The sequence below is a fragment of the Acinetobacter sp. UNC436CL71CviS28 genome (assembly GCF_000620525.1).
Taxonomy (GTDB): Bacteria; Pseudomonadota; Gammaproteobacteria; order Pseudomonadales; family Moraxellaceae; genus Acinetobacter; species Acinetobacter radioresistens.
Map to the genome: position 1 here is coordinate 1 of NZ_JIBB01000013.1, position 25565 is coordinate 25565.

Consider the following 25565-nt stretch of genomic DNA (forward strand, 5'->3'; position numbering starts at 1 on the left):
TGGCAGAACATAAAATACTTGAAGAAGATTTAGGCATAGATGTATATTTCTGTGACCCACATTCACCCTGGCAAAAAGGCACATGCGAAAATATGAATGGTTTAATTAGGCAATATTTACCTAAAGGGATTGATTTAAATCAGGCAGATCAGCATTATTTAAATCAAGTTGCCATGTCACTGAATACTCGTCCTAGAAAAGCGTTAGATTGGCTTACACCATTAGAGAAATTTGCTCAGCTTGTTGATTATCATAAGACTTTTCAAACTGTCGCACCTCATGTTTGAATTCGCCCACAGTTCTCATCGGTACAAACTACGCCATCTTCTGGCTGATTTATACTTGTTTCCTGCTGTGTCTTTAAAACCTGGTCAAAAACTTGTATGAACACATCACGTGGCTGTGCACCTGCCAGAGCAATACGCTGGTCAAACACAAAAAAAGGAACCCCCGTAACTTTAAGCTGTTCACGAGCCAGCTTCTCATCATGCTGCACAAAATCTGCGAAGGTATCAGTATCTAGTACATATTCGACTTCCGCTGCATCTAACCCGATCCGCGCTGCCACATCTTCTACTGTTTCGCGCTCGCCAATGGCTAAGCCCTGTGTCATATAAGTATAGAAAAATGCTTCTTCGGCCTGATTACCTAAACCTTTACTCTGGGCTAGATGGATAATACGGTGAGCATCAAAAGTGTTACCTGAATTTGCTTGTTTCCAGTTAAATTCAATTCCTTCTTCTGCGGCCATAGCAGCAATTCTTTGCTGCATTTCTTCCATTTCTTCAACTGTACGCCCGTATTTCTGGGCCAGACGCTCTGTATTGGACTGTTCATGCTTGACTGGTGCTTCTGGATCAAGCTCATAGCTATGCCAATAGACTTCAAGTTCGACTCCTGCCTGTTCAGCTGCCGACTCTAAACGTTTCTTTCCGATATAGCAGAAAGGACAGACTACATCTGACCAGATATCTACACGCATGCTGTTTCTCTTTTCTATGCTTCATTTCAAATGATAAGGGTGACATGAGCGCTTTTAAAGAGAGAGGCTGTAATAAAATGCAAGTCAGCCCGGATTCCTTCATTTTTTAAAATATAAGGAACTGTTTTTAGTCATAAAAGTCAAACAGTGCTATGTTCTGATACAGGTTAGTATAAAAATGAAGCGGTCACTGGAGCTAAATATGCCACGTATATTCATGATTTTAGGTGTAGTGACCTTTGCGGTATTTGCTCTATTATTTTATCAGTACTCAGCACAGCGTCAGGATGAGGTACAGGCACAGCTGTTTGAAACAGTGATGACTGAAAAAATGCAGCAGCTGTATCTTCAGGCTCAAGATTGGACCACCCCTATACATCTACAAACGAAAGACCAGCGTTTGTCTGGAGATTACCAGCTCATGGCTGATACTTTGCTCAGCTATTGGGTAAATAGTGCAGAGGCACGTAACCGTTATTTACGGGAACTGGAGAAATCTGACTGGGTTGATTTTTTGGATGTAGACCGGCTCGATAAAGACCGGAAACAGAATTATAAGGAAACTGAGCAAATGCTGGCGCAGGTTCGCAAGATTTCGCAGCAGTATCAGCAGCAGACCAGCCAGATTAAACAGCAGACTTTAGAAAAAGTAGAGCAGTTACCCATTCGTACTGATTTGCGTAAAGCTATGCTCACCAAGCTCGAACGTAGCCAGAAAAGTGATGAAGATCAGGCAATTTTTCAGTTAGAACTACAAATTCTAGAAAAAGCAGAAGCCATGTTTGAAATGCTGAAAAAGTACAAATGGGTCAAGCAAGGTGAAACAATTCTGTTTTATGAAGATGCGCAGGTAAAACAGTTCAACACTTTATATCAGGAAGTATTACAGCTTAATGCTGAAATCGAAAAGATTGAACAGAAAAATGTCGAAGCCTTGAAGCAAGAACTATAGCTTAAGAACCTCGAAATCATGTTATTTCTAGCTCGAATCATCCCTGTAGTGTTCAGGGATGATTCTTTTTTAGGGTTAAAATAAAAGGCGATTTATTTTTTCGCGACTGTAGCAGGGAAAAGTGGATCCAGGAAATTAGGCGCGACAAAATCCACTTTCTCTACTTTATAAAGTTTTCCAGCAAAGTTATTTTGTTGATGCCACACTATCTGATTTTTACTGAGATCTATCAGATTTAAAGAATAACGTTGACCTTCAACCGGCATTGAATAATAAATTAGTCCAGCGCCTGCTCCCATGGTTGCCAGTGATACGCCTGCACTCAAGGTCGCTTGTGAGAATTTACGCCCGAAAGACGGCTGAGCTCCGGAAATATTCACAACAAACATTTTATCTGCCTGAGTAAAGGTTTTAAGCGTACTTAAATCTTCAGCAGATAAATCCAGATTGACTGGTTGAAAAGTATTCTGGTTGGGTGAAACAGTGGTTTTATTCAATTTTTCAAACAGACGTAAAAGGGTGTCTTGTTGAGATAGATTGGGCGTAGTGTGATTTAAAGCGTTAAGCACAGGAAACTGATTAATTTCCTGCCGTTTATCCTTTGGATGTAAACGGATGTCATACCCTATTATCTGTTTCTTTGGCATAAAACCGCAAATGAAGGGTGCTGATTTCACAGTTGTATTAACCGAAACTTCTTTTAATTGCTGGGCAAGAGCCTCATTAAAGCCTAGGGCCAGTTGAGCACTTTCTTGACCAATAATGTGAGAAGTCCCTAACTCTGCACGCGATAAACAGCTATCAGTTAAAATTGCTACAGAAGATTGTCGGAGCTCATTTTGTTGACGGTCTAAAGCGCTACGTGTTTCGGGTTTAATCGCCATAGTATTACAACCTGTAAGTACTACAGCACAGCTTAAGCTGAATAAAATTTTTTTCATTTGAGAAATATAAGATTAATTGTGAAAGAAAAATGTGCAATAAGTTATTATTCGTCACATTGAGTATTGATATTGATTCCTTTTTGTTGCAGAGCCAAGTTTTTTATTAAAAAAATTGTAAAAAAACCCTGCATTGAGCAGGGTTTCTTTAAGTTTAGTATTTTAAGAATTAAACACGTTCGATAATGGTAGCAATACCCTGACCTAAACCGATACACATGGTCGCAAGACCGATTTGTGTATCTTGCTGTTCCATAATGTTCAGCAGAGAAGTGGTAATACGCGCACCAGAACAGCCCAGTGGATGTCCTAACGCAATTGCGCCACCACTTAAGTTTACGATGTCTTGTTTGTCATAAAGGCCTAAACCTTTCAGTACAGACAGACCTTGTGCGGCAAATGCTTCATTTAGCTCAACTGTCTGCATGTCAGCAATCGAGAGACCAGCACGTTTTAGTGCTTTCTGGGTTGCTGGAACCGGGCCATAACCCATGATCGCAGCATCACAGCCTGCAACTGCCATAGAGCGAATTACGGCACGTGGTTTCAGGCCGAGAGACTGAGCTCGTTCAGCAGACATCAGTAACATGGCAGATGCGCCATCAGACAATGCAGAAGAGGTTGCAGCAGTGACTGTACCGCCTTTAGGGTCGAATACTGGGCGTAAAGCACGGAAAGATTCAATATTGGCATCCGGACGGATTACTTCATCGATATCACACAATACTTTATAACCGTCAGCATTATGACCTTCAATACCCACAATCTCGTTCTGGAACAGACCATTTTCAGTCGCAGCCCAAGCACGACGGTGTGATTCCACACCAAAGGCATCCTGTTCTTCACGGGTAATGCCGTTCATACGGCCCAGCATTTCAGCAGTCAGACCCATCATGTTAGATGCTTTAGCATAATGCTTGGAAGCAGCCGGGTTCAGGTCGATACCGTGCATCATGCCTACATGGCCCATATGCTCTACACCACCGATGATGAAGATATCACCCTGGTTAGTCGCGATCTGTGCAGCCGCAGTGTGGATTGCCTGCATAGAAGAACCACAAAGACGGTTAACGGTTTGACCGGCAACAGTTTTTGGAAGGTCTGCCAGCAAAGCAATATTACGGGCAATGTTCATACCTTGTTCAAGGGTCTGGTTTACACAGCCCCAGATCACGTCTTCAACTTCATTCGGGTCGAATTCGTTACGTACCATTAGTGCACGGATAAGTTCAGCAGACATGGTGTCGGCACGTACATTGCGGAACATACCGTTTTTCGATTTGCCCATGGCTGTACGTACACCATCAACAATCACAACGTCACGTGGATTTAAAGTAGCCATTCACGTCACTCCTTAACCGTAGAATTTTTTATTGTTAGCTGCCATGTCACGCAACATTTGTGGCGCTTCATAAGCTTTACCTAGGTGCGCATATTTATCGCAAAGCGCTACATATTCAGCAACACCGGTCTGATCAATGTAACGGCATGGGCCACCACGGAATGGAGGGAAGCCTACACCCATGATCATCGCCATATCTGCTTCAGCTGGAGTAGCCACAATGTTGTCTTCCAGGCAACGAACTGTTTCATTACAGAAAGCCAGCATCATGCGGTCAATGATTTCCTGAGGATCAAATTCGCGTTTTTCACCTGATATTACCGGAGCAATGACATCATAGGCAGTCGGGTCAACAGTTTTGGCTTTCTTGCCTTTACGGTCGAGCTCATATTTATAGAAACCGACATCATTTTTCTGACCCAGGCGTTTTGCTTCATACATGGTCTGGATAGAACCTTTGTAATCTGGCTTCATACGGTCAGGGAAACCTTCAGCCATGACTTCTGCACCATGTACGCCGGTATCGATACCCACAACATCCATCAGATAAGCAGGACCCATTGGCCAGCCAAATTTTTCCATGACTTTATCGATTTGCTGGAAGTCAGCACCATCTTTAAGTAACAGGTCAAATGCACCGAAGTAAGGGAATAATACACGGTTAACCAGGAAGCCCGGACAGTCGTTAACAACAATCGGAGTTTTACCCATTTTCTGGGCGAGAACTACTGTTGTTGCGATTGCTTCTTCAGATGTCTTTTCACCCCGGATGACTTCAACCAGCGGCATCATGTGTACCGGGTTAAAGAAGTGCATACCAACAAAGTTTTCCGGACGCTGTAAGGCTTTTGCCAGGCGCGTAATCGAAATTGTAGAAGTATTGGATGCAATAATTGTATTCTCACGTACCGATTTTTCAGTATCTGCCAGAACTGCTTCTTTAATTCTTGGGTTTTCAGTGACTGCTTCAATCACGATATCTACTTCTTTAAACTCTTCATAGCTTAAAGTCGGGCGGATACGTGCCAGGGTTTCACCCATTTGCGCAGGTTTCATTTTCTTGCGTTCAACCTGCTTGGTCAGCAGTTTGTTTGCCTCAGACATACCCAGGGCCAGTTGCGGGTTACCAATATCTTTCATGATAATTGGTGTACCTTTGCTTGCCGCTTGGTAAGCAATACCGCCACCCATGATCCCTGCACCCAGAACAGCTGCCTGATTTACAGGATGTGCACCTTTTTCATGCTGTTTAGAAGCTTTTTTCACAACCTGGTCATTTAAGAACAGACCAATAAGTGCTCCTGCTTGCGGAGTAATGGCTGCTTTGGCAAAACCTTCAGCTTCAGCTTTCAAAGCTTCGTCACGATGTAAGCTTGCACCTGCCTGCAAAGAATCCAATAGTAGTTTTGGAGCAGGATATTGAGCCGGATTAGCTTTAGCCAGTACCGCACCCTTGGCTGTATTAAACGCCATCATTTGCTCAAGTGTACTCAATTTTACAGGGTCGAGCTTTTCCTGACGCTTGGTTTTCCAGTCCAGACGGCCATGAATAGCCTGCTTAACCAGATCAACAGCAGCATCTTTGAGCTTATCAGCTGACACAACAGCATCAACAGCACCGTCTTTTAGTGCAGCAGCCGGTTTTTTCGGTGCAGCAGTTGCCATCCATTCAACAGCGTTATCAATACCAATAACACGACTTAAACGAACTGTACCGCCAAAACCCGGGAAGATCCCCAGCTTGATTTCAGGTAAGCCCACCTGTGCTTGTTCTGACATGACACGGTAGTCACAGACCAGACACATTTCAAAACCGCCACCCAGTGCCATGCCATTAATAGCAGCCACTTTAGGAATGTCCAGGTCTTCAAAGCTGTTAAAAATTTCATGGACAGGCATCGCCCAATCAACAATTGCCTGCTCACCTTGTGCAAAGTTATCACCGAATTCAGTGATATCAGCACCAACGATAAATGTAGATTTGCCTGAAGTAACGATTAAACCCTGAATATCAGCAGCGGATACGGCGTCAATCGCAGCCTTGAAATCTTCAATCGTTGCACGGTTGAATTTGTTAACCGACTCACCTTGTAAGTCAAAGCGGAATTCTGCAATCCCGTCCTCAAGCATTTGGACGGTAATGGCATTGCCAGCGTGGATCATGCCCTGATCTCCTTTATTTTGGAGGACTTCTAAGTTGATGTAATGAAGCGTGTGTACATTTCCCGCACACATCGATGCTCCGCTAATCTTACGATAACTATATCCAAAAAGAACATAACAAGTTGTATCAAGCCGTGACGCAAGGGTCATCAATTTTAAAGGACAATATTCTGGTTGTGATTCCAATAAGTAAATCTTTGATAGATTATTTGAAATAAGTCATTAATTATAATAATTATTATTTTAATCAGTTGATGTAAACTATTTATAGAAAACAAGAGAATATCTACCGTAATAGGCAGTTTAAATACTCAGGTTATGTTTTAGTAACCTGTTAAATTCAATTTTAAAATTTCTGAATGCACTGAAATTGTTATGTTTAGGAGTTGTTATTGATAATACATCATTAGATAGAGTTCTATTTTGGCTACCCTTTATCGTCTTTTTTATCAACATTTGATAAAATCGCCGCCATTTACAGAGCCATTGACCTGTCGAGCAGCTCTAATCTCTCTCTTTTTATGTTGCAGAGTAGCTATATGATTAAATGGATCGTATTGGCGATTTTTGTGATTTCAGCGTTATATATCCAAAATCGCGGTAAAGTGCGTCATTCGTTCTATCGTCAATTTTTTGACCATTCAACGCTTCTCGCACCGATTAATTTTTTAATGTACCTGTTTTCCAAGGTACCTAACCAGCCTTATATTGCTACCCAGCATTTTAAGGATTTGCAAACCTTGGACGAGCATTGGGAAATGATTCGGGATGAGGCCAGAGCCTTGTACCAGCAGGGCGGGATCAAGGCAGCCAGCAGTTATAACGATCTGGGTTTTAATTCGTTCTTTAAGACTGGATGGAAACGTTTTTACCTGAAATGGTATGATTCTAGCCATCCGTCTGCAGCAGAACTCTGTCCAAAAACCACGGCCCTATTAAAAACATTACCGACCATTAAAGCTGCCATGTTTACTGAGCTGGCCCCAGATAGCCGGTTAGTTCGACATCGCGACCCCTATGCTGGTTCATTACGCTATCATCTGGGTTTATTGACACCTAATGATGATCGCTGCTTTATTGATGTAGATGGTCAACGTTACTCATGGCGGGACGGGGAGAGTGTAGTTTTCGACGAAACCTATATCCATTATGCAGAGAACAAGACAGATGAAAACCGGATTATTCTGTTTTGCGATGTAGAGCGTCCATTAAAAACACGTTTGATGCAAAATTTTAATCATTGGTTTGGTAAAAAAGTGATGACTGCGGCCAGCTCGCCGAATGAGGCTGGCGACCAGACAGGCGGTTTAAATAAATTGTTTGCTTATGTCTACCAGATCAGGCTTAAAGCTAAAGCATTGAAAAAGACCAATCGCCAACTTTATTACGTTTTAAAATGGTTTTTAATGCTGGGTATTTTCTTCCTGATTTTTATCCGGCCATATATTACTTAAAAATTTAATGCCCTGCGGGGCATTTTTATATTCGAATGCTTTGATAAATCAGGCATAACTTAGCAGGATGTACATCAAAACAGATAGATCAATTTTGATAAAAATAGAATGTGCACTTTTAAAGGTGTTTTGAATCAGGACTAATGAACCCATTGCTATAAGTCGTAAGCTATTTTACTCTGTTTAATACAGTTTCCTGTTCTATAATTGATATTTCTGAAAATTAAATAAATTTAAAATATTCAGACCATTATTTGATAACTAATATTCAATTTTTTAAGTATAAACAAAACCGGCTAGCAAGATCAGGGATTAATATTTCTTCACAGGTGTTTTCTTAAATGACCAGCAAAATTTGATTTTTCAAATAATATATCTATACGTAATGAGTTTGATGTTAAAGGCTAGTGAATTTCTTTGAAAATTGTGAAGATGCTTGAAAAAGCCAGTAAAAGCATCACATCATGTGAAGAGCAAGATCTTGTCAATATAGGCCCCATGTGAACGAAAATGCACGCGAACATATAGAAAAAATTCTGGCAAACATGACCACTTTACCCGGGGTATACCGTATGTTGGGTAAAGATGGTGAACTCTTATATGTAGGAAAAGCCAAGAATTTAAAAAATCGTGTGTCGAGCTATTTTGTTAAAACTATCGAGCATCCCAAAACTCAGGCACTGGTGGCACGTATTTATGATATTCAGACTCTAATCACCCGGTCTGAAACAGAAGCCTTATTACTTGAACAAAACCTGATCAAGCTGCACCGTCCGCCGTACAATATCATGCTGCGTGATGATAAATCTTATGTCTATATTTTTGTGTCGAGTGACAAGCCTTATCCACGGGTAGCCAGTGGCCGGGGCAAGGGCAAGCATCAGGTTGGCAAGTTTTTTGGACCCTATCCCAGTGCATATAGTGCTCGTGACACCTTAGTGGTACTGGAAAAGCTGTTTAATGTACGCCAGTGTGAAAACAGCTATTTTGCCCAGCGCAAACGGCCGTGTCTGCAATATCAGATTAAGCGTTGTTCTGCACCGTGCGTCGGACTGGTAAGTCCTGAGGATTATCAGGAAGATGTAAAGAATACCATTCGCTTTCTGCAAGGTGATACCAAAGAGCTGAATCAGGAACTGATTGCCAAAATGGAAGAGGCCGCAGAAAAGCTCGAATTTGAAAAGGCCGTATTTTATCGGGACCGTCTGGGACTGTTGCGCGAAGTACAAGCCCAGCAGGCAGTTTATAAGGTCAAGGGTGAAGCCGATATTCTGGCAATTGCCTATCAGGCCGGAGTAACCTGTGTCCAGATTATGCATGTGCGTAATGGCCGGATGTTAGGGGGTAAAAGCTATTTTCCCGACATGCAAAATGATGACCTAGGACAGATGCTTAGTGACTTTATGGCTAACTTTTATTTTCAGGTAGCTGATGAGGTTCCGGCTGAGCTGATTGTAAATGTAGCCTTACCTAACACGCAGGAACTTGAACAGGCTATTCAGACTGAATTTGGCAAGAAAGTACAGATCAAGCATAAAGTACGGGAAACCCGTGCCGAATGGCAGGAGCTTGCAGTCATGAACGTGCAACATGCCATTAAGGGGCAGCTGAGCAACCATCTTGAATTGCATGAACGCTTTCACCAGCTAGAGCAGGTCATGGGCCGGCCAATTGACCGGATTGAGTGTTTTGACATTTCGCATACTATGGGTGAAGCACCGATTGCCTCATGCGTTGTATTTGATCAGGGAGGAGCACGTAAACGTGACTACCGGCAGTTTGCCATTCAGGATATCACCGGGGGAGACGATTACGCAGCCATGCGGCAAGCTCTGACCCGGCGTTATAAAAAAAGTCTGTTACCAGACTTGCTGCTGATTGACGGCGGTAAAGGCCAGTTACATATGGCAATGGAAGTCATGCAAGACTTGGGTCTGGTTGCTTTCATGGTAGGTGTTTCTAAAGGTGAAGGACGTAAACCGGGACTAGAAACCCTGCACTTTACGGATGGCCGCAAGATTCAGCTCGCTGAAGACCATAAAGCATTGCATCTGATTCAGCAGGTACGTGATGAGGCACACCGTTTTGCTATAACCCGGCACCGTGCCAAGCGGGACAAACGCCGTGCAGGTTCGGTTCTGGAAGCCATACCGGGTCTTGGTCCAAAGCGCCGGCGTGACCTGCTTACCCATTTTGGTGGGATTCAAGGTGTACTGAAGGCTTCAGAAAAAGAGTTAATGGTAGTTCCCGGTTTGGGTCCGGCACTGGCTCGAACGATTTATAAAATACTGCATGAATAATAGGCAAAAATTACCAAAGTAGAGGATGACTCCCGAGTCAGCAGCCATTCACAGCACTTAAAAAACTTGTCATGATGGCCCGAGCACAAGAATAATTGAGGCAAGGGATGTCATTAAAACAACTTTTTCAGGCTGTGACAGTTTCAGAAGAGATTGATATTCCAGCAGGCTGGTTACAGGGCCGGACCATTTATGGCGGACTGGTAGCGGGAATCCTGATGCACAAGGCTGTAGCAACTGTCAATGATCTGCAAAAACGGCTGTTGAGCACTAGTGTGACCTTTGTTGGCCCGGTACAGGAGAGTCGTGCCAGAATCACCGCTGAGGTGTTACGTGAAGGTAAATCCGTAACGACGGTAGAGGTAAGGTTATGGCAGAATGATGAAGTCCAAAGTATTCTGCTGGCCAGCTTTGGTGCTGAGCGCCCATCTGCAATTGAAGTCCATCAGGAGCGTCATGCTCCTGACTATCCGTTGCCTGAACAATTAAACTGTCTGCCTTATCGGGAGGGCTTCTTACCACTGTGTTATCAGCAGTTTGAACTGTGCTGGGCCGAAGGGCAGTTACCCTGTAGTGGCAGCAAAACTCCAGACTTTGGTGGCTGGTTCCGGTTTAAGCCCGAATTTCATGATAATAGCGAACTTGAGCTGGCTCATTTGTTGACCTTGATGGATATCTGGCCACCTGCTGTGATACCGCTCTTTAAACAGGTGGCTCCTGCCAGTTCCTTGACGTGGCATATCACTTTGGTACATCCGGTCCAGCATGAGTTGCATGACTGGTTTAAATATAAAGCTTTTACAGATTTTGCAGGGGACGGCTATTCAACCGAATATGCCCATATCTGGGATGCCGAAAATCGCCTGATTGCGATTTCCCGGCAGACTGTAACAGTGTTTGCCTAGTGACACTAAATATCATTTCGTATAAAGTGACCCTACTAAAAATGGATAAATCCTCAAAATTTTCTATTACATGATCATGTGGTAGGGGGAAACACTGGCGGTGTCTATGACTACAGGTCGTATCCTGAATATTCCGAACATCTTGACTTTGGCACGTATCGGATTGATTCCGGTATTTTTGCTGGTGGTTTACTGGCCACCTGCAATGCAGGTAAGTGGGCATGAAAGCAGTATGACCCGGCATATTATTTTGACTGCAATTTTTGTGCTTGCTGCAGTAACCGACTGGTTCGATGGCTATCTGGCCCGAACCTTGAATCAGACTTCAGCCTTTGGGCGCTTTCTTGACCCTGTGGCAGATAAACTGATGGTTGCAGCGGCACTGATTGTGCTGGTGCAATGGCAACCGACAATTTCAATGGCCTTTGCTGCGATTGTTATTATTTCTCGTGAGATTACAGTTTCCGCCTTACGTGAATGGATGGCAGAACTGGGAGCTCGGACCAGCGTAGCTGTTTCTACGGTGGGTAAGTACAAAACAGCATTTCAGATGATTGCGATTTCTGTATTTCTGCTGAACTGGCCGCCGCTTGAATTAATTGCTTATGCACTGCTTTATACCGCAGTGCTTTTAACCTTATGGTCAATGTTTATTTATCTAAAGGCCGCCTGGCCTTATTTAAAGCAGCCTTAACAGTGGCCCTATAAAAAATCCCCATGATACAGGGGATTTTTTATAACTTTCTTTAAGCCAATACAGGCCTTAACTGTGAGTTTCTTCCTCAGCCTCTTCACCAAAAGTCTTGGCAATTTTTTCAATATTTAGGCTTTTCGCCATGGCATTGAAAATTTCCTTATAAACTCCGTCCTGATGATAAAGTGCATCATGTTCGCCGTGCTCGACGATTCGTCCCTCTTTCATGACATACGTATAGTCGGCGTCAATGATCTGTGACAGGCTATGTGAAATAATGATAACCGTCCGTCCCTGCTTGATCTTGTCTAGGCTCTGCTTGATCTGCTCGGAAGCAATCGCGTCCAGACTTGCAGTGGGCTCATCCAGAAAAATAATCGGTGGATCTTTAAGGAACATCCGTGCCAAAGCAATGCGCTGCTGCTGACCACCAGAAAGCATCAGGGCATCCGTCTCATAGCTATGTTGCAACTGCATGATCTGCTCATGGATAGATGCTTTCCGTGCCGCTTCGATGACTTCATCCAGCGATGCATCAGTCTTACCATAACGAATATTTTCAAGAATTGAACCCTGAAAAATGTGGTTTTTTTGCAGCACTAGACCAATATGGTCACGCAGATAGGCCGTATCAATCTCTTCAATTGGAACTCCGTCGAGGTAGAGTTTACCTGAGGCTGGAAGATAAAATTTATCCAGCAGACTGATAAGAGTGGATTTTCCGGCACCAGACAGGCCTACCAGTGCAGTAATACGGTTGGGTTGAGTCTGCATATTTATATTCTTGAGAGCATGATGTCCATTTGGATAATAAAAATCGACATTTTCTAGCTCGAACTGGCCCTGAATAACCGGCTTGCGTGTACCGCTTGATTCAATTTCATCATCAGCCTCCAGAATCTGGAAAAAACTCTCTGAATAAATCATGGCATCATTAACTTCATCATAAATACGGTGCAACGAGCGAATAGGGGCAGAAACGTTATTGAAGAGTAGTACGTGATACATGATCATCCCTATACTCATCTGGCCGGACAGAACAAAATACGCAGTCAGAATAATGATCAGAACAATACCGATCTGTTCAATAAAGGTTTTCATGCCATCAAACAAAAAGCTGGTCTGACGGGTACGCATCTGGTTTTGGGTCAGTTCTTTTTGTAGCTTGAGCTGTTTCTCTGCTTCTATCGACTCGCGATTAAAAGATTTAATTACGGTAATTGAGTTAATAATACTCAAAATGCCCTGACTCTTTTTTTCTCTTCCATCGCGCAGGTTGCGCCGCCATCCTCCCAGCTTCTGGGCTTGTTTGTAGGTTAGCCAGAAATATACCGGCACGATACATAGGGCCACAAGTCCTACCCAGACATTGGCATAAAACATGAGACCAAGCGCGACAATTGCACTGGTAAATAGAGGCAAGATATCAATAAAAAAAATCTGTACCAGTCGGGTCAAAGACCCGATTCCGCGGTCAATTCGTGTCTGTAATTTGCCTGCCTGATTATTTTCCTGGTTAAAAAAGGCCAGCCGATAGGTCAAAAATTTTTCAATAATGCCTTGGGCCAAGTCTTGTGACACCAGAATTCTAAGTTTTTCACCATAAAATTTTTGGCCAAAGGAAACCAGTGCACTAATAATTTCCTTCCCCAGCAGAATTACACTAATGGTAACCAGAATATGCCAGCCTGCATTCAGTCCCTGACCAGCTTCGACCAGACGGTTAATACTGTCGACAGCATACTGCAAGGTCAGTGCATTGACCTGGGCCGTAAATGCACCGATTAGCGTCAAGCCCAGTGTTGCCATAACCAGCAGGCGGTACGGCCTGACAAAAGGGGAGATCTTTTTAAATAAATGCCATAAATTCATGCAGGTCGTTCTTGTTCTTAAGTTCTAAATTCAGTCTAAGGATTTAAATATACCGGCTCAACCCACCGCTCTGTGACAATTTGTGAATTGAGCAAAGTGATAAAACCATGTTTAAAATAAGTATTACCCTGATCTGACCGGAGCAGTAATGAACCTTGAGCTCTTTGCGGCCCAGCCCCGATCAAATCTGCTGCCTTATAACGGCTCTGTTAAAGATTATGGTCAGATACTGACCGAGACAGACGCAACAGCCTATCTGCAATATTTTCTACAACAGCTGGCCTGGCAGCATGATGAAGTTATCCTTTATGGCAAGCATATACGAACCAGCCGTATGATCGCCTGGTATGGTGATGAAAAATTTGAATACCGCTATTCAGGTATTACACGAAAAGGACATATATGGGATGACAGTCTCTGGAAACTTAAACAGTATATTGAAAAACTGACGGGCCAACAGTTTAACTCATGTCTGGCCAACTTGTACCAAGATGGCAGCCAAGGCATGGGCTGGCATAGTGATGATGAAAAAACTCTAGGTCAAAATCCGGTGATTGCTTCTGTCAGTCTGGGGGCAACCCGTAAATTCTGTTTTAGGCATAAAACCCAAAATGACAAGATAGAGGTCTTATTACAGCATGGGCAATTGCTGTTAATGCGCGATGAAACCCAGCATTTCTGGAAACATGCCTTAATGAAAAGCACTCGGGTACAGGAACCCCGTATTAATCTTACATTTCGGTATTTCTGGCCAGAGGGCTAAAAAGCAGGGCAGACCAGCAGAGACAATAAAATAAAACAGCCCATGTGTGGAGGACATGGGCTGTTTTATTCAGAGGAGCTGTTTTCGAAAAAACAGAACAGTAATGTCATGGAACACTTTTGGCAATTACTGAAGAACAAAATCATCATATGAGAATTTATTTAAAATTACAAGAAATCTCTTCGAGTAATTTATGTAAATTATCGTATAGATTATTACTTAATAGATCAGTTCCCTTCTTCTGAAATAACAGAAAATTTCTTCTCGATTTGTGCAGCATTTTCTTTCAATGTCTCAATCAGTTTACTGACGTTAATAAACTCAAAGCGGCTTCTTGAAGCCAGTACAGTTAATGCCATAGGCGCTTCTTTAGAAGAAAACCGGATGGGTACAGACAGACCGGATACCCGTGGGTCGAGCTCGCCCTGAGAAAAATAATAACCCTGTTTTTTAATTTTTTTCATCTGTTGTATAAAGCTTTCCAGGTCCTGCGCAAAGCCGACTTCAGAGAGCTGGGTAGCAAAGCGTTCATAATAATTATGGAGACGCTGTTTTGGCAGATGTGCCAAGATAACCTTGGGAGAAGACCCGACGTATACCGGACGTGGACAACCACGACCATAGGACAGCAGGTCGGTATTACGGAAAACCTCATGATGCACATCAATGCAGTAATCCTGATTAAGGTGAGTAAGCAGACAGCACAATTCGGTGCGTTCTGCAATTTCACTCATAAACGGACTGCTGGCCTGTACTACAGGATCAGTTGTACGTGAAATATAGTCCAGTACAGCAATTTTTGAACCCAGCGTATAATCACCTGATGTACCACTAATACGCTGCAGGATGTCTGAAGAAACCAGTTCCTTGAGGTAGCGATAACTGGTCGGTTTGGACAGGCCGAGTTCCTCACAGATAATGTCAACATTGATGACAGGCCGTGAAACTGAAAATAAATCAAGAACCGTCAGAATCTTGCCAAAACTAGAAAGTGCCATGTATACCTACTGTTGTCCAAAATCTTAATGATGAGCTATTACCTTTATAACAAATTGTAGAGACCGGTGAATATATTTTCAGGCTGGAAAACTTGGCCTATTAAAGTACGCTTAAGGAATAACTAGTAATCAAAATAATTTATTTATTATCATAATAAGATACTTTATTGACTATTTCGTGTTTATTTGAAAAAATACTCACATTAAGTATCTTATTTAGAAACTATCAAGATTAAAATAAGTGCTGTTTATTCTCTCCTTTTCTTTCGTCTGAAAGAAAACTTACCTGAACATTGATCCTGCTTTTAAAACGGGGATGTGTTGACTGCTGCAATATCTATATCAGGGCTTAAAAGCTAGGGCCCTGCCATGTGCGATATTTAGCAGGTCTAGGCAAGGGTAAGTTGTTGTTGACTTGGAAGTACGCCTTAAAACGGATTTCTATTTTCGAGATACCACATGCTATTTAAACAAATCTTGGCCTTTCGTCCGGGCCGGATGGAACTGACTTTTGCGCTTAAAACTTTTATTGCTGGCATGCTGGCTCTATTTGTATCTTTTCGTCTGGATCTGATTAACCCGATGTGGTCGATTGGTACAGTGATGATTATTGCCAGTCCATTCTCAGGCATGGTCTCTTCCAAATGTGTATACCGGCTTATCGGAACGGTTGCCGGGGCAATAATCGCATTGCTATTGACTCCACCCCTGATCAATACACCGTGGCTATTTTCTATTATACTGGCGCTATGGGTCGGTTTTGCACTTTATATTTCTCTTTTGGACCGTACACCGCGCAGTTATGTATTTATGCTGGCCGGTTATTCTACTGCCATGATCGTATGTAATGCGATTGGCTATATAGACAGCTATAACATCTTTGATCTGGCTTTGGCTCGGGTACTAGAAATTTCAATCGGGGTGATTGCCCATGCTGTGGTCTCAGCGACAGTTTTACCGATACATATTGGCTCGGTCATCAGGCAGCGTGTCACTAAACTTCTGAATGATACTGAAAACCTGTTTAGTAATTTATTGAAAAATCCGCATCCAGACCAGAACTATAGCGAACTGCTGGCTGGAATAACCCGTGACAGTAGTGATATTCATGCACTTGCTGTGCACTTGTCTTACGAGAAGGGTGAATTGCAGGGCATGACCAAACAGTTGCAGGAAATGCTGCATCAAATGTCCATGGTAATTGCCAATCTGGTCGCCATGTCGGAAAAGCGCGAACAGCTTCATCAACTTGATTTTAAAAAATCTGAGTATCTGGAAAAACTTCAGCAGCATGTGCTGAATTTTCTAAATCAAAAGCAGCCTGTAGCCGAGAGCCAACTGACTGAATTGCCTGCAGAGTTCGAGGCTGACTTCAATGAATTGCTGCGAGATGTTAACCCTGAACAATATATCGTTTTAAGCAGTATAAAAATGGACATCCGGCATTTTATTCATAATATCCGGACGGTTAAATTATTGTGGGGGCTGATTCAGGCAGGTGAGAAAAATATCCCTGAGAGTATTACTCCAATTACTACAACTTATCCGAGTTTACATCGTGATTATGGCGTGGCAGTGCGCGGAGGAGTCAGCGCTTTTCTGATTACACTGATCGTTTGTGCGCTCTGGATCCTTTCTGGCTGGCGCATGGGCTTCATGATGGCACAGATGGGGGCAGTAACAGCATGTATTTTGACAGCACTTGATAACCCGGTACCCGTGCTACGTATCTTTATCTGGGGCAGTCTGGTTTCGGCTGGGCTGGTGTTTGTATATGCCTTTGGTATTTTTCCACATATTACGGCGTTTTGGGAGCTGGCACTGGTGCTTCTGCCCATGTTCCTGTTTTCTGTATCCATGATGGCCAATCCTTCTCTGATGCCAGTAGGAATGGTACTGGGTATTAATACCATGATGGGGCTAAATTTGCGTAATTCTTACAATATGGATGCAGTGACCTATTTTGACAGCTCTTTTGCCATGATTCTGGGTGTTCTGGTCTCACTGATTGTGATCTATTTTGTACGCGCCATGTCACCAGAAACCAGCGCAACACGAATACTAGCCCTGCATAGTAAAGCCATGCGCCAAGCACTTGTATTGCCTTATGGTACCCAGTTCAGGATTCATCTTAGAAGTATGCTCGACCGAATCGGTGTACTGAATACCAAAATGGTTCAGTCATCTGAGATTCGTTCTTCGATTAATGCAGCACTGGTTGAATGTAGTGCGATTGTCGATTTAAGCCGGCTGCAGGAACTGGCAGGTCAATTATCTGATCATGAGCTGCTGGTGAAACAGATTACACAGCTGGGCCAGCAGCTCGAACACTATTTTGAACTACGTGAACAGGCAGGCCTGTGGAACGCTGTACCATCCACTGAACTTGTACGGCAGCTCCAAGAGTTACGTTTACTTGCCACAAATGTTGAAGATAATGAGCTGCGACTTCGACTGCTAATTTCACTGAACAATATCCAGTGCAGTATTTGCCATATCGGGATGAGCAATACACAACCACATTTTAATATGGCAGGAGCTTGAGATGGGTGAAGTCAATATTTATGGACTTTATGTTCCGATCCTGCTGATACAGGTGATTTTGGCTTACGGATTACTCAAGCTTACAGATATATTTACCCATCGCTGGGTTACAAATGGCTGGATTATGTGGCCAGGCATATTTCATCTTTGCTGGTATCTAGTGCTACTGCTCTGTATCCACTGGCTCTTTCTTTATTTTTCTGCTTGATTTTCTCTGGTGATAGGTTGACCGTGATGAACTCATTTGATGCGCGCAAGCTACTTCGTCCCTTATCTTTGCTGCTGGTGGCGGCAGTTGCTCTCTATGCCATTATACATTTATGGAACTACTATAATGCTGCACCCTGGACCCGTGACGGTCGGGTGAAGGGTGATGTGATGCAGGTTTCTTCAGATGTTTCCGGACTGGTCACAGAAGTTCTGGTACAAGATAACCAGACGGTAAAAAAAGGTCAGGTCTTGTTTAAAATAGATGTCGCCCGTCAGGCACTGGATGTCGAACAGGCTAAATCTGATCTTGCTAAAGCCAGGGCTGGGCTGGCCGAAGCTGAAGCCGCTCTAGCCCAGTCACATGCCAACTCAATCAAGTCTCAAGCCAATATCCGGCTAGCAGAGAAAAATGCACAGCGTTATGCCAGCTTAATGAATGGTGCAATTTCTAAGCAGGAACAAGACCAGATGTTCGCAGTGCGTGACCAGGCGCGTGCCGAACATGAACAGATGCAGGCTGCTATTCAGCAGGCGCAGGCCACTATCCGTCAGCAGAAAGCATTGATTGAAGCTGCCACCAGCCAGGTACATCTGGCTGAACTCAACCTGCACCGCTCAGCAGTTATTGCACCGGCAGACGGCACTTTATCCAATTTCGATATGCGTCCTGGTAATTACGTGAAATCTGGACAGGCAGTGGCTGCCCTGGTCGACCGCCAGCAGCTCTATGTGGTCGGTTATTTTGAAGAGACCAAACTTGACAGAATACATGTGGGAGATAAAGCCACAGTACAGCTCATGGGAGATTCGGAAAAGATTTATGGTCATGTGCAGGGTATAGCAACAGGAATTGAGGACCGTGAGCGTGGCAACAGTTCTAACCTGCTGGCCAACGTCAACCCTACATTTAGCTGGGTGCGTCTGGCACAGCGGGTACCGGTCAAAATCATGATTGATAAATTGCCAGAAAACCGGTTAACCCTGGTATCAGGCCGTACCGCAACAGTACGAATCATTGAAGCCAAAGATCATATTTGACCGGTCTTGGCAAAAATCATTAAAAAGAAGAGTATTACTCTTCTTTTTTTATAGAAGATAAAATATCAGGGCTTAAGTCCATCTGGTTCCCGATACCAGCTTTCAATCAGCAGGGCAGCTGCAATACTGTCAGCCGCAAGTTTACGGTTCCCACCCTGAGCCTGATACTGATTCAGTTCACTACGGGCTTCACGAGTCGTTAGACGCTCATCCACCATCAGGGTCTCAATATTGGTCTGATGACGCAGTCGCCGTGCAAACTTGCGGGCACGGGCAGAAAGTTCTGACTCACTCTCATCCATGTTTAAGGGTAAACCGACCAGAAACAGGTCCGGTTGCCATTCTTTGACAATCTTCAGCAAATGTTCCCAATTCGGGATTCCATCCTTCATCGGGAAGAGCGTCAAGGGATTAGCACTCTGAATAGCTGCCTGTCCGATAGCCATGCCCATTTTCTGAGTGCCAAAGTCAAAAGCCATAATCAGGCCCGGATGAGAGGCATCAGGCATGACCAATCTCGGAAGCTAGCCAGGTACGGTCTAGGCCCATTTTTTTATAGGCAGCGTCCCAGCGGTCATCGTAAGGCAGATTAAAAATCAAGTCCATATCTGCATCACAGATGAGCCAGTCACCGCGTGCAATCTCTTCTTCAAGTTGATTTTTGCTCCAACTGGCATAACCCAGCGCTATCTGGTAACGGTCCACTCCTTCATTGTGTGCAATTGCATCCAGAATGTCTTTACTAGTGGTGATACAAACATTTTCACCAATAGCAATAGACGAATGCCAAACGGGTTGACCGGTATGTAAAACGAAACCTGCCTCCGGGCGCAATGGACCGCCTTGAAGCACATCATGAGGTTGGACATTATCTGCATCAATTTCCAGGTCATTCAACAATTCTTTGATCTGAATGCCAGCAGGTCGGTTGATAATAATCCCTTGTGCGCCGTCTTCATCATGTCGAGCCAGATAGATGACCGTATGAGCAAAGAAATCATCGGCAATTTCTGGAGGAGCGATAAGACAACGATGCGTCAAATATTGTTTGGTCACCTAAGCTGTTCTCCTAAATTGTCAGCATAAAGTTTTGTCTGGAACAAAAATTGAGGCAAAAAGATAAATTTCAATAAAATTACAGAGTATGGTCTCTTCACTTATAAGTGACTACTGTCGAGAATACAATCCTCTGCACGTAAGCATCTGTGCCTTTCAGCAAAAAAAAGCAGAAACTTATTGGTCAGATGTAGCCTTAAATACTGTCTATTCAAGGCTTGCAGAATGGGGACAGACTAGAATATAAAAGCTGCTGCTTGAAGATAGTTGTGGCGATTCCATAAAAATCAAGAGCTCAAACTGGCTGCTGATTGCTAAAAGATATTATCTATTAAGCCTGCTGGAATTTAAGCTGACGCAACTGTCTGGCATGCTGCAAGGTGGTGTTACTAATTTCAACGCCACCTGTCATACGGGCCAGTTCCTGAATCCTTTCATCTTCATCCAGTTCAATGATGGTACTGCTGGCCGGATCAGTCTGCAGTTTCTTTACCAGAAGATGCTGGTCAGATTGAGCCGCTACTTGGGCCTGATGGGTAATACACAGAATTTGTACATGCTGTGCCAGCCCGCCAAGCAGTCGTCCTACAATCTCGGCAGTACCGCCGCTGATCCCGACATCGATTTCATCAAACACCAGAACCTCAGCTTCAGTTTTCTCGGCATTCATCACCTGCATTACCAGTGCAATACGTGACAGCTCACCTCCTGAAGCTACCCGTGCCAGTGGTTGGGTCGGTATGCCTTTATTGGCGGTAAACAGTAGCTGGATAAAGCTCAGGCCTTCTGCAGTAGGCTGTTCCAGTGCATCAAAACGGAATTCAAAATAAGCTTCGGGCAGGGCCAGTGGTTTTACCTGTTCAGTCAGCTGTTTAGCGAGTGGTATCGCGGCTTCACGTCGAATCTGGTCCAGATGCTCAGCCTTCTGCAAAAAGTCCTGATGAGCGCATTCAACCTGTTCGGCCAGCATTTCTGGGTCTTCAAGCTGTTGCAGTTTTTCCAGTTCCTGCTGCCAGAGTTCATATTCTTCTTTTAGCTGCTCTGGCTGGATTCTATACTTACGGGCCAAACGATGAAAAATTTCAAGCTGGGCATTCAGCTCTTCCATACGTTCTGGATCAAAGCTCTGCCGGTCAATAAACTGGCGTAGCTGCGCTGTTCCTTCATCTAGTTCACTTTGCGCATTTAATAATGCATTATAAATACTGGACAGCTGTTCACTACGCCCAGCATGTGTTTCCAGCCGGCGAATTACCGAAGAGAGCTCCTGAGAAAGATTGGATTCCGCTTCATCGAGTACATTCAGGCTGTAAGCGCAGTCCTGCATAATATGTTCATGATGGCTGAGACGGTCAAATTCCTGCTCTATTTCTTTATAGTGAATAGTAACGATATCTTCAAGTTCTTCAAGCTGTAGCTCCAGCGTACTGATCCGCTGTAATCGGCTAGCCTGTGCTTCAAGCGCAGCCTGATGCTGGCGAATATTCTTTTGCCACTGGCTATAGGCATCACGTACTTGTTGGGCCTCATTATAAAAATTACTGTAGCGGTCTAGCCACTTGCGTGGATAAGGGGGTTCCAGAAGCTGCTGCTGACTATGCTGGCTATAAAGCTGAACCAGAAGACGTCCAATTTCTTTCAGTTCAGATAGGCTGCTCGGGCGGCCATTGATCCAGGCTTTACTGCGGCCTGTAGCAAAAATTACCCGGCGTAAATGTATTTCACCTGATTCATCATTTAACTCATGCGCACTGAGCCACCCTGCTTCAGGGCTATCTGGCTGGTAGCTGAAGACGGCAGTAATGTCGGCCTTGTCTGTGCCATAACGAACATAGTTGGTATCGGTACGTTCACCGAGGCAGGCAGAAAGCGCATCAAGTAATAAGGATTTACCAGCACCGGTCTCACCTGTGAGTACGTTAAAACCTTGTTCAATATCAAGGGCTAGATGGTCAGCAAGCGCAAAATTGATCAGTGTTAAATGTGTCAGCATAAACGCATCCAGGCTGCGAAAGGTTTGTGTCTAAGATAGTCAAGTTTTGTTGTGGTCACAAGATGGCTTTTATTTTAAGACATTCAAAATATGATAACGCGATCTTAAAATAAATATGCGAATAAAAATTTTGTAAATACAGTTGTTCTGTTCTTGGCAAAAAGCTGTATTCGCTTTAACAATACTGAAAACTAATTAAGAGAATATATTGCCAGCAAAGATCAGTGTTCCATTGTTGTTATGCCAGTCATATATTGTTGATGGTTAGAATTACAAAATGAAAAATACGGTTTGATCAAAAATGTAATGATGAATTAGATGTTTAACTCAAAATTTTATCTGTATAACCATAAGTGCAACAAATATAGCAGACACAATATCATAGTAAGTTATAGACAGAGAATGATAAAAAATGGTCGCTCATCAACCGTTATGCTGGATCTTTCAACTATTGGTTTAAGGCTGCCTGTAGATCTGAATAAACTGAACGGCAAGGAATGGAAAATATTGATTTTTCCTGTTGAAACGGCAATTGATTAGTTGCGCCGCCGCAATTAAACTACCGCAATCATAACGTATATAAATGCGCATTATCTGGAGAATACGCATGTCAGCACAGTTTGATCATGTATCAGTAATAAAAAAATCAAATGTCTATTTTGGTGGTTCGTGTATTAGCCATACAATTTTATTTGAAGACGGTACTAAAAAAACTCTGGGGGTCATTTTACCGACAGAGCAGCCGCTTACCTTTGAAACCCATGTGCCTGAGCGTATGGAGATTATCTCTGGTGAATGCCGTGTTAAAATTGCCAATAATGAAGAGGCTGAACTGTTCCGCGCCGGTCAGTCTTTTTATGTACCAGGTAACAGCACCTTTAAAATTGAAACTGATGATGTGCTTGATTATGTTTGCCACCTAGAAGGCTAAGCATTCTGCAATAAATCAGGTACACTAGACTGATATAGGAGATCCTGCGAAGTTACTTTGCAGGATTTTTGTTTTTCACAAGTCACCAGCTTAGAGGTCGTTCATGGCGAAACCTGAATATTATTATGGCGTTCATGCAGTGGAGTCATTATTAGAACTGGAGCCAGAACGGGTTCTGACCCTGTTTACACTAAAAGGACGTGAAGACCAGCGTTTGCAAAAGATTCTGGAACTGGCTGAACCTTTCGGAATTAGTGTGCAAAAAGCCAGCCGGGACAGTCTTGAAAAGCTGGCCGGGTTACCCTTTCATCAGGGGGTTGTGGCTGCTGTCCGTCCACATCCGGTTATGAATGAAAAAGATCTAGAACAGTTACTTGAACAAACACCGGATGTTCTATTGCTGGCCCTGGATCAGGTAACTGATCCGCATAACTTGGGGGCCTGTATCCGTACAGCCGCAGCAATGGGTGTACAGGCAGTTATTGTGCCACGTGACCGTTCAGCCAGTCTGACACCGACGGCACGGAAAGTGGCAGCCGGTGGGGCGGAGAAAGTCAAGTTCATTCAGGTTACCAATTTGGCCCGTACGCTTGCACAGATGAAAGAGCATTCACAAGTACGAGTAATAGGAACCATGCTCGACGAACAAGCATTGCCGCTTCAGCAATGTGACCTGACCGGACCTATAGTGATTGTAATGGGTGCTGAAGATACCGGTTTAAGACCTATCACCCAGGCACAGTGCGACCACAAGGTTTACATTCCGATGGCTGGAAATCTGCAAAGTTTAAATGTCAGTGTGGCAACCGGTATGGCGCTCTATGAAGCCTGTCGTCAGCGTAATGCTAAAAGTTTATAAGTTGATTAATTAAAAGGATTCAGTATGACTCCCCGGGTTCAAGGTTATCTGTTTGTGGCGATTACCATGTGTATCTGGGGCGGTTTCACTTTATTCTCCCGTTTAAATGCCCAGTGGCATATCAGTCCTTGGGATATTACGGCCTTACGTTTCGGTCTGGCCTTTCTCATTCTCATGCCTATTCTGCTGTATAAAAAAGATACGGCATTTTTATGGACGAGGCAGTCTGTTCTGTTGGCACTGATTGGCGGCTTAGGGTACTGCTTAACAGTGTATACAGCATTTTTGTATGCTCCTGCTGCCCATGCCGCGATTTTTCTCAACGGTTGTATTCCACTAACCACTGCTGTAGCAGCATGGATTTTATTTAAACAGCCTTTTGATCAGCATACCTGGCTAAGTCTTGGCATTATGCTACTTGCTTTAGCTGTCATGAGTTATCTGATTTCACGCTCAAGCAGTCATGCATTTGGTATAGGAGATATCCTTCTATTTACCAGTGCCATCTGGTGGGGCGTATTTACTGTACTGCTCAAGCAATGGAAGCTGTCTGCGTGGCACTCTATGGCGAGCGTCGTAATTTGGTCAGCCCTTATCTATGTTCCAATTTACTTGTTATTTATACCTAAACATCTCAGTGAGCCAGAACCTCTGCATCTGGTTATCCAGACACTTTTCCACGGCGTTTTTGTGGTAATCATTGCTACCCTGACTTATGTGGCAGCCATTGAGCGTTTAGGGGCTTTTAAAACTGGAAGTATTGTAACTCTGGCACCTTTTATTGCAGCCTTGCTTGCTATACCATTGCTCGGCGAATCATTAAGTCTCTCTGTGCTTGCTGGATTAATCGGGATGAGTTTTGGAGCTTTACAGCCATGGCGCTGGTTCCGCAAAGATACTTTACAGGCGCAGCTGGAAAACCAGAAAAAAGGTTCTGGTTCAGACTCTCGCATCTCCTAATCTGCTTTTAGCTTTTCGGCCTTGATGAGGTAAAGCTGATGAAGAGGCTGTAATTGAGCATATAGATGCTCCAGATGGCCATCATTGGTTACAATATCATGAGCGAGAGTCTGTTTTTGTGAGCGAGGCATCTGTGCGGCAATGATCTGACGGATCTGCTCCTCAGACTGCTGGTCACGCGCACAGGCACGCATAATCTGAATATCTTCGCTGGTATCGACTAAAAGTGTATGCTGGGCAAGTTCATGCTGATTGGTTTCAAATAAAAGAGGAGAAACCAGTATGGCATAAGGACTTTGGGCAGCCTGTAGCTGCTGGATTAACGCCTGGCGGATAGCAGGATGGGTAATTCCTTCCAGAGTCTGACGCGCTTCCGGTAGCTTGAAAATATGTTCACGCAATGCCCGCCGGTTTAACTCGCCATCTTCTTGTAACACCCAGTCACCAAAAGCATCATGAATTTGTGCCAGTGCTGGCTGGCCACGCTGTACCACTTCACGTGCTACTACATCGGCATCTACGACCTGTATACCTTGAGACTCAAACCACTGGCTGGCAGCTGACTTTCCACTGCCTATTCCTCCTGTTAACCCCAAGATAAATGTCAT

24 protein-coding genes are annotated in these 25565 nt (G+C 43.7%); 14 read left to right on the forward strand and 10 right to left on the reverse strand.

The window, feature by feature from the left end; all coding sequences use genetic code 11:
- Window positions 1-287: IS30 family transposase (locus tag N518_RS16720; RefSeq protein WP_121980293.1), on the forward strand; the 287-nt coding region annotated here is incomplete at its 5' end.
- On the opposite strand, the gene N518_RS0106420 is transcribed toward N518_RS16720, so the two are convergent.
- Window positions 278-982, reverse strand: a complete 705-nt coding sequence (locus N518_RS0106420) for a DsbA family oxidoreductase (protein ID WP_026444076.1) — start codon at window positions 980-982, stop codon at window positions 278-280. The two genes, N518_RS16720 and N518_RS0106420, sit on opposite strands and share 10 nt — an antisense overlap.
- A gap of 202 nt (window positions 983-1184) precedes the next feature.
- On the opposite strand from N518_RS0106420, the gene N518_RS0106425 reads away from it, so the two are divergent.
- Window positions 1185-1934, forward strand: a complete 750-nt coding sequence (locus N518_RS0106425; RefSeq protein WP_026444077.1) for a hypothetical protein — start codon at window positions 1185-1187, stop codon at window positions 1932-1934.
- A 92-nt stretch (window positions 1935-2026) separates the two neighbouring features.
- Here N518_RS0106425 and N518_RS0106430 read toward each other — a convergent pair whose 3' ends face one another.
- The 3 genes from N518_RS0106430 to fadB all read right to left on the reverse strand — a co-directional run bounded on the left by N518_RS0106430 (window position 2027) and on the right by fadB (window position 6380).
- Window positions 2027-2875, reverse strand: coding sequence for a lipoprotein (locus N518_RS0106430; protein ID WP_392390225.1), 849 nt, complete (start codon window positions 2873-2875; stop codon window positions 2027-2029).
- 169 nt (window positions 2876-3044) lie between these two features.
- Window positions 3045-4217, reverse strand: a complete 1173-nt coding sequence (gene fadA / locus N518_RS0106435; protein WP_005017032.1) for an acetyl-CoA C-acyltransferase FadA — start codon at window positions 4215-4217, stop codon at window positions 3045-3047.
- Window positions 4218-4229: 12 nt separating this feature from the next.
- On the reverse strand, window positions 4230-6380 hold the full coding sequence (fadB, locus tag N518_RS0106440) for a fatty acid oxidation complex subunit alpha FadB (protein ID WP_010700180.1): 2151 nt from the start codon (window positions 6378-6380) through the stop codon (window positions 4230-4232).
- Between the two features lie 539 nt (window positions 6381-6919).
- On the opposite strand from fadB, the gene lpxO reads away from it, so the two are divergent.
- The 4 genes from lpxO (at window position 6920) to pgsA (ending at window position 11733) form a co-directional block, all read left to right on the forward strand.
- On the forward strand, window positions 6920-7834 hold the full coding sequence (gene lpxO / locus N518_RS0106445; protein WP_005023047.1) for a lipid A hydroxylase LpxO: 915 nt from the start codon (window positions 6920-6922) through the stop codon (window positions 7832-7834).
- 500 nt (window positions 7835-8334) lie between these two features.
- Window positions 8335-10134 (forward strand): excinuclease ABC subunit UvrC, encoded by a 1800-nt coding sequence (uvrC, locus tag N518_RS0106450; RefSeq protein WP_017400659.1) that lies wholly within the window; start codon window positions 8335-8337, stop codon window positions 10132-10134.
- A gap of 107 nt (window positions 10135-10241) precedes the next feature.
- Complete coding sequence (locus N518_RS0106455) at window positions 10242-11039, forward strand: acyl-CoA thioesterase (RefSeq protein WP_005023051.1); 798 nt, start codon at window positions 10242-10244, stop codon at window positions 11037-11039.
- A gap of 106 nt (window positions 11040-11145) precedes the next feature.
- Window positions 11146-11733 (forward strand): CDP-diacylglycerol--glycerol-3-phosphate 3-phosphatidyltransferase, encoded by a 588-nt coding sequence (gene pgsA / locus N518_RS0106460; protein WP_005017019.1) that lies wholly within the window; start codon window positions 11146-11148, stop codon window positions 11731-11733.
- A gap of 69 nt (window positions 11734-11802) precedes the next feature.
- Here the strand turns inward: pgsA and N518_RS0106465 are convergent, their stop codons facing one another.
- On the reverse strand, window positions 11803-13605 hold the full coding sequence (locus tag N518_RS0106465) for an ABC transporter ATP-binding protein (RefSeq protein ID WP_005017016.1): 1803 nt from the start codon (window positions 13603-13605) through the stop codon (window positions 11803-11805).
- Window positions 13606-13753: 148 nt separating this feature from the next.
- Between N518_RS0106465 and N518_RS0106470 the strand changes: the two genes are divergently transcribed.
- Window positions 13754-14368, forward strand: coding sequence for an alpha-ketoglutarate-dependent dioxygenase AlkB family protein (locus N518_RS0106470; protein ID WP_005017014.1), 615 nt, complete (start codon window positions 13754-13756; stop codon window positions 14366-14368).
- Window positions 14369-14595: 227 nt separating this feature from the next.
- Here N518_RS0106470 and N518_RS0106475 read toward each other — a convergent pair whose 3' ends face one another.
- Window positions 14596-15366 (reverse strand): IclR family transcriptional regulator, encoded by a 771-nt coding sequence (locus N518_RS0106475; RefSeq protein ID WP_005017013.1) that lies wholly within the window; start codon window positions 15364-15366, stop codon window positions 14596-14598.
- A 459-nt stretch (window positions 15367-15825) separates the two neighbouring features.
- Between N518_RS0106475 and N518_RS0106480 the strand changes: the two genes are divergently transcribed.
- From N518_RS0106480 to N518_RS0106490, 3 genes are read left to right on the forward strand one after another with little or no spacing between them, the layout of a single operon-like run.
- Entirely contained in the window at window positions 15826-17910 is a 2085-nt protein-coding gene (locus N518_RS0106480; protein ID WP_017400660.1) for an FUSC family protein, read from the forward strand.
- Between the two features lies 1 nt (window position 17911).
- Window positions 17912-18118, forward strand: a complete 207-nt coding sequence (locus tag N518_RS0106485) for a DUF1656 domain-containing protein (protein ID WP_017400661.1) — start codon at window positions 17912-17914, stop codon at window positions 18116-18118.
- Between the two features lie 26 nt (window positions 18119-18144).
- Entirely contained in the window at window positions 18145-19158 is a 1014-nt protein-coding gene (locus N518_RS0106490; RefSeq protein WP_005023060.1) for an HlyD family secretion protein, read from the forward strand.
- Window positions 19159-19223: 65 nt separating this feature from the next.
- Here the strand turns inward: N518_RS0106490 and ruvX are convergent, their stop codons facing one another.
- From ruvX to recN, 3 genes are all read right to left on the reverse strand, one after another.
- A complete protein-coding gene (gene ruvX / locus N518_RS0106495) occupies window positions 19224-19667 on the reverse strand; it encodes a Holliday junction resolvase RuvX (RefSeq protein ID WP_005023063.1) in 444 nt (147 codons plus the stop codon).
- Entirely contained in the window at window positions 19660-20214 is a 555-nt protein-coding gene (locus N518_RS0106500) for a YqgE/AlgH family protein (protein WP_005017002.1), read from the reverse strand. The genes ruvX and N518_RS0106500 overlap by 8 nt, the downstream gene beginning before the upstream one ends.
- A gap of 331 nt (window positions 20215-20545) precedes the next feature.
- The gene (recN, locus tag N518_RS0106505) at window positions 20546-22207 is read right to left on the reverse strand and encodes a DNA repair protein RecN (RefSeq protein ID WP_026444079.1); all 1662 of its coding nucleotides are present in this window, start codon (window positions 22205-22207) and stop codon (window positions 20546-20548) included.
- Between the two features lie 402 nt (window positions 22208-22609).
- Between recN and N518_RS17210 the strand changes: the two genes are divergently transcribed.
- The 4 genes from N518_RS17210 (at window position 22610) to N518_RS0106525 (ending at window position 24957) form a co-directional block, all read left to right on the forward strand.
- Window positions 22610-22747: a hypothetical protein gene (locus N518_RS17210; protein WP_005405738.1), complete on the forward strand. Its 138-nt coding sequence runs from the start codon at window positions 22610-22612 to the stop codon at window positions 22745-22747.
- A gap of 67 nt (window positions 22748-22814) precedes the next feature.
- On the forward strand, window positions 22815-23138 hold the full coding sequence (locus N518_RS0106515) for a pyrimidine/purine nucleoside phosphorylase (RefSeq protein ID WP_005016998.1): 324 nt from the start codon (window positions 22815-22817) through the stop codon (window positions 23136-23138).
- A gap of 103 nt (window positions 23139-23241) precedes the next feature.
- Window positions 23242-23997 (forward strand): 23S rRNA (guanosine(2251)-2'-O)-methyltransferase RlmB, encoded by a 756-nt coding sequence (gene rlmB, locus N518_RS0106520; RefSeq protein WP_005016996.1) that lies wholly within the window; start codon window positions 23242-23244, stop codon window positions 23995-23997.
- A 24-nt stretch (window positions 23998-24021) separates the two neighbouring features.
- Window positions 24022-24957: a DMT family transporter gene (locus N518_RS0106525; RefSeq protein WP_005016993.1), complete on the forward strand. Its 936-nt coding sequence runs from the start codon at window positions 24022-24024 to the stop codon at window positions 24955-24957.
- Here the strand turns inward: N518_RS0106525 and coaE are convergent.
- The gene (gene coaE / locus N518_RS0106530) at window positions 24954-25565 is read right to left on the reverse strand and encodes a dephospho-CoA kinase (protein ID WP_005016991.1); all 612 of its coding nucleotides are present in this window, start codon (window positions 25563-25565) and stop codon (window positions 24954-24956) included. The two genes, N518_RS0106525 and coaE, sit on opposite strands and share 4 nt — an antisense overlap.

Coding starts and splice junctions, on each gene's coding strand:
- N518_RS0106420 (WP_026444076.1), bottom strand. CDS start 982: ATGCGTGTAGATATCTGGTCAGATGTAGTCTGTCCTTTCTGCTATATC.
- pgsA (WP_005017019.1), top strand. CDS start 11,146: ATGACTACAGGTCGTATCCTGAATATTCCGAACATCTTGACTTTGGCA.
- N518_RS0106430 (WP_392390225.1), bottom strand. CDS start 2,875: ATGAAAAAAATTTTATTCAGCTTAAGCTGTGCTGTAGTACTTACAGGT.
- N518_RS0106475 (WP_005017013.1), bottom strand. CDS start 15,366: ATGGCACTTTCTAGTTTTGGCAAGATTCTGACGGTTCTTGATTTATTT.
- N518_RS0106425 (WP_026444077.1), top strand. CDS start 1,185: ATGCCACGTATATTCATGATTTTAGGTGTAGTGACCTTTGCGGTATTT.
- N518_RS0106515 (WP_005016998.1), top strand. CDS start 22,815: ATGTCAGCACAGTTTGATCATGTATCAGTAATAAAAAAATCAAATGTC.
- lpxO (WP_005023047.1), top strand. CDS start 6,920: ATGATTAAATGGATCGTATTGGCGATTTTTGTGATTTCAGCGTTATAT.
- N518_RS0106480 (WP_017400660.1), top strand. CDS start 15,826: ATGCTATTTAAACAAATCTTGGCCTTTCGTCCGGGCCGGATGGAACTG.
- rlmB (WP_005016996.1), top strand. CDS start 23,242: ATGGCGAAACCTGAATATTATTATGGCGTTCATGCAGTGGAGTCATTA.
- N518_RS0106455 (WP_005023051.1), top strand. CDS start 10,242: ATGTCATTAAAACAACTTTTTCAGGCTGTGACAGTTTCAGAAGAGATT.
- N518_RS0106470 (WP_005017014.1), top strand. CDS start 13,754: ATGAACCTTGAGCTCTTTGCGGCCCAGCCCCGATCAAATCTGCTGCCT.
- fadA (WP_005017032.1), bottom strand. CDS start 4,217: ATGGCTACTTTAAATCCACGTGACGTTGTGATTGTTGATGGTGTACGT.
- coaE (WP_005016991.1), bottom strand. CDS start 25,565: ATGACATTTATCTTGGGGTTAACAGGAGGAATAGGCAGTGGAAAGTCA.
- N518_RS0106485 (WP_017400661.1), top strand. CDS start 17,912: ATGGGTGAAGTCAATATTTATGGACTTTATGTTCCGATCCTGCTGATA.
- N518_RS17210 (WP_005405738.1), top strand. CDS start 22,610: ATGATAAAAAATGGTCGCTCATCAACCGTTATGCTGGATCTTTCAACT.
- N518_RS0106525 (WP_005016993.1), top strand. CDS start 24,022: ATGACTCCCCGGGTTCAAGGTTATCTGTTTGTGGCGATTACCATGTGT.
- N518_RS0106490 (WP_005023060.1), top strand. CDS start 18,145: ATGAACTCATTTGATGCGCGCAAGCTACTTCGTCCCTTATCTTTGCTG.
- recN (WP_026444079.1), bottom strand. CDS start 22,207: ATGCTGACACATTTAACACTGATCAATTTTGCGCTTGCTGACCATCTA.
- N518_RS0106465 (WP_005017016.1), bottom strand. CDS start 13,605: ATGAATTTATGGCATTTATTTAAAAAGATCTCCCCTTTTGTCAGGCCG.
- fadB (WP_010700180.1), bottom strand. CDS start 6,380: ATGATCCACGCTGGCAATGCCATTACCGTCCAAATGCTTGAGGACGGG.
- ruvX (WP_005023063.1), bottom strand. CDS start 19,667: ATGCCTGATGCCTCTCATCCGGGCCTGATTATGGCTTTTGACTTTGGC.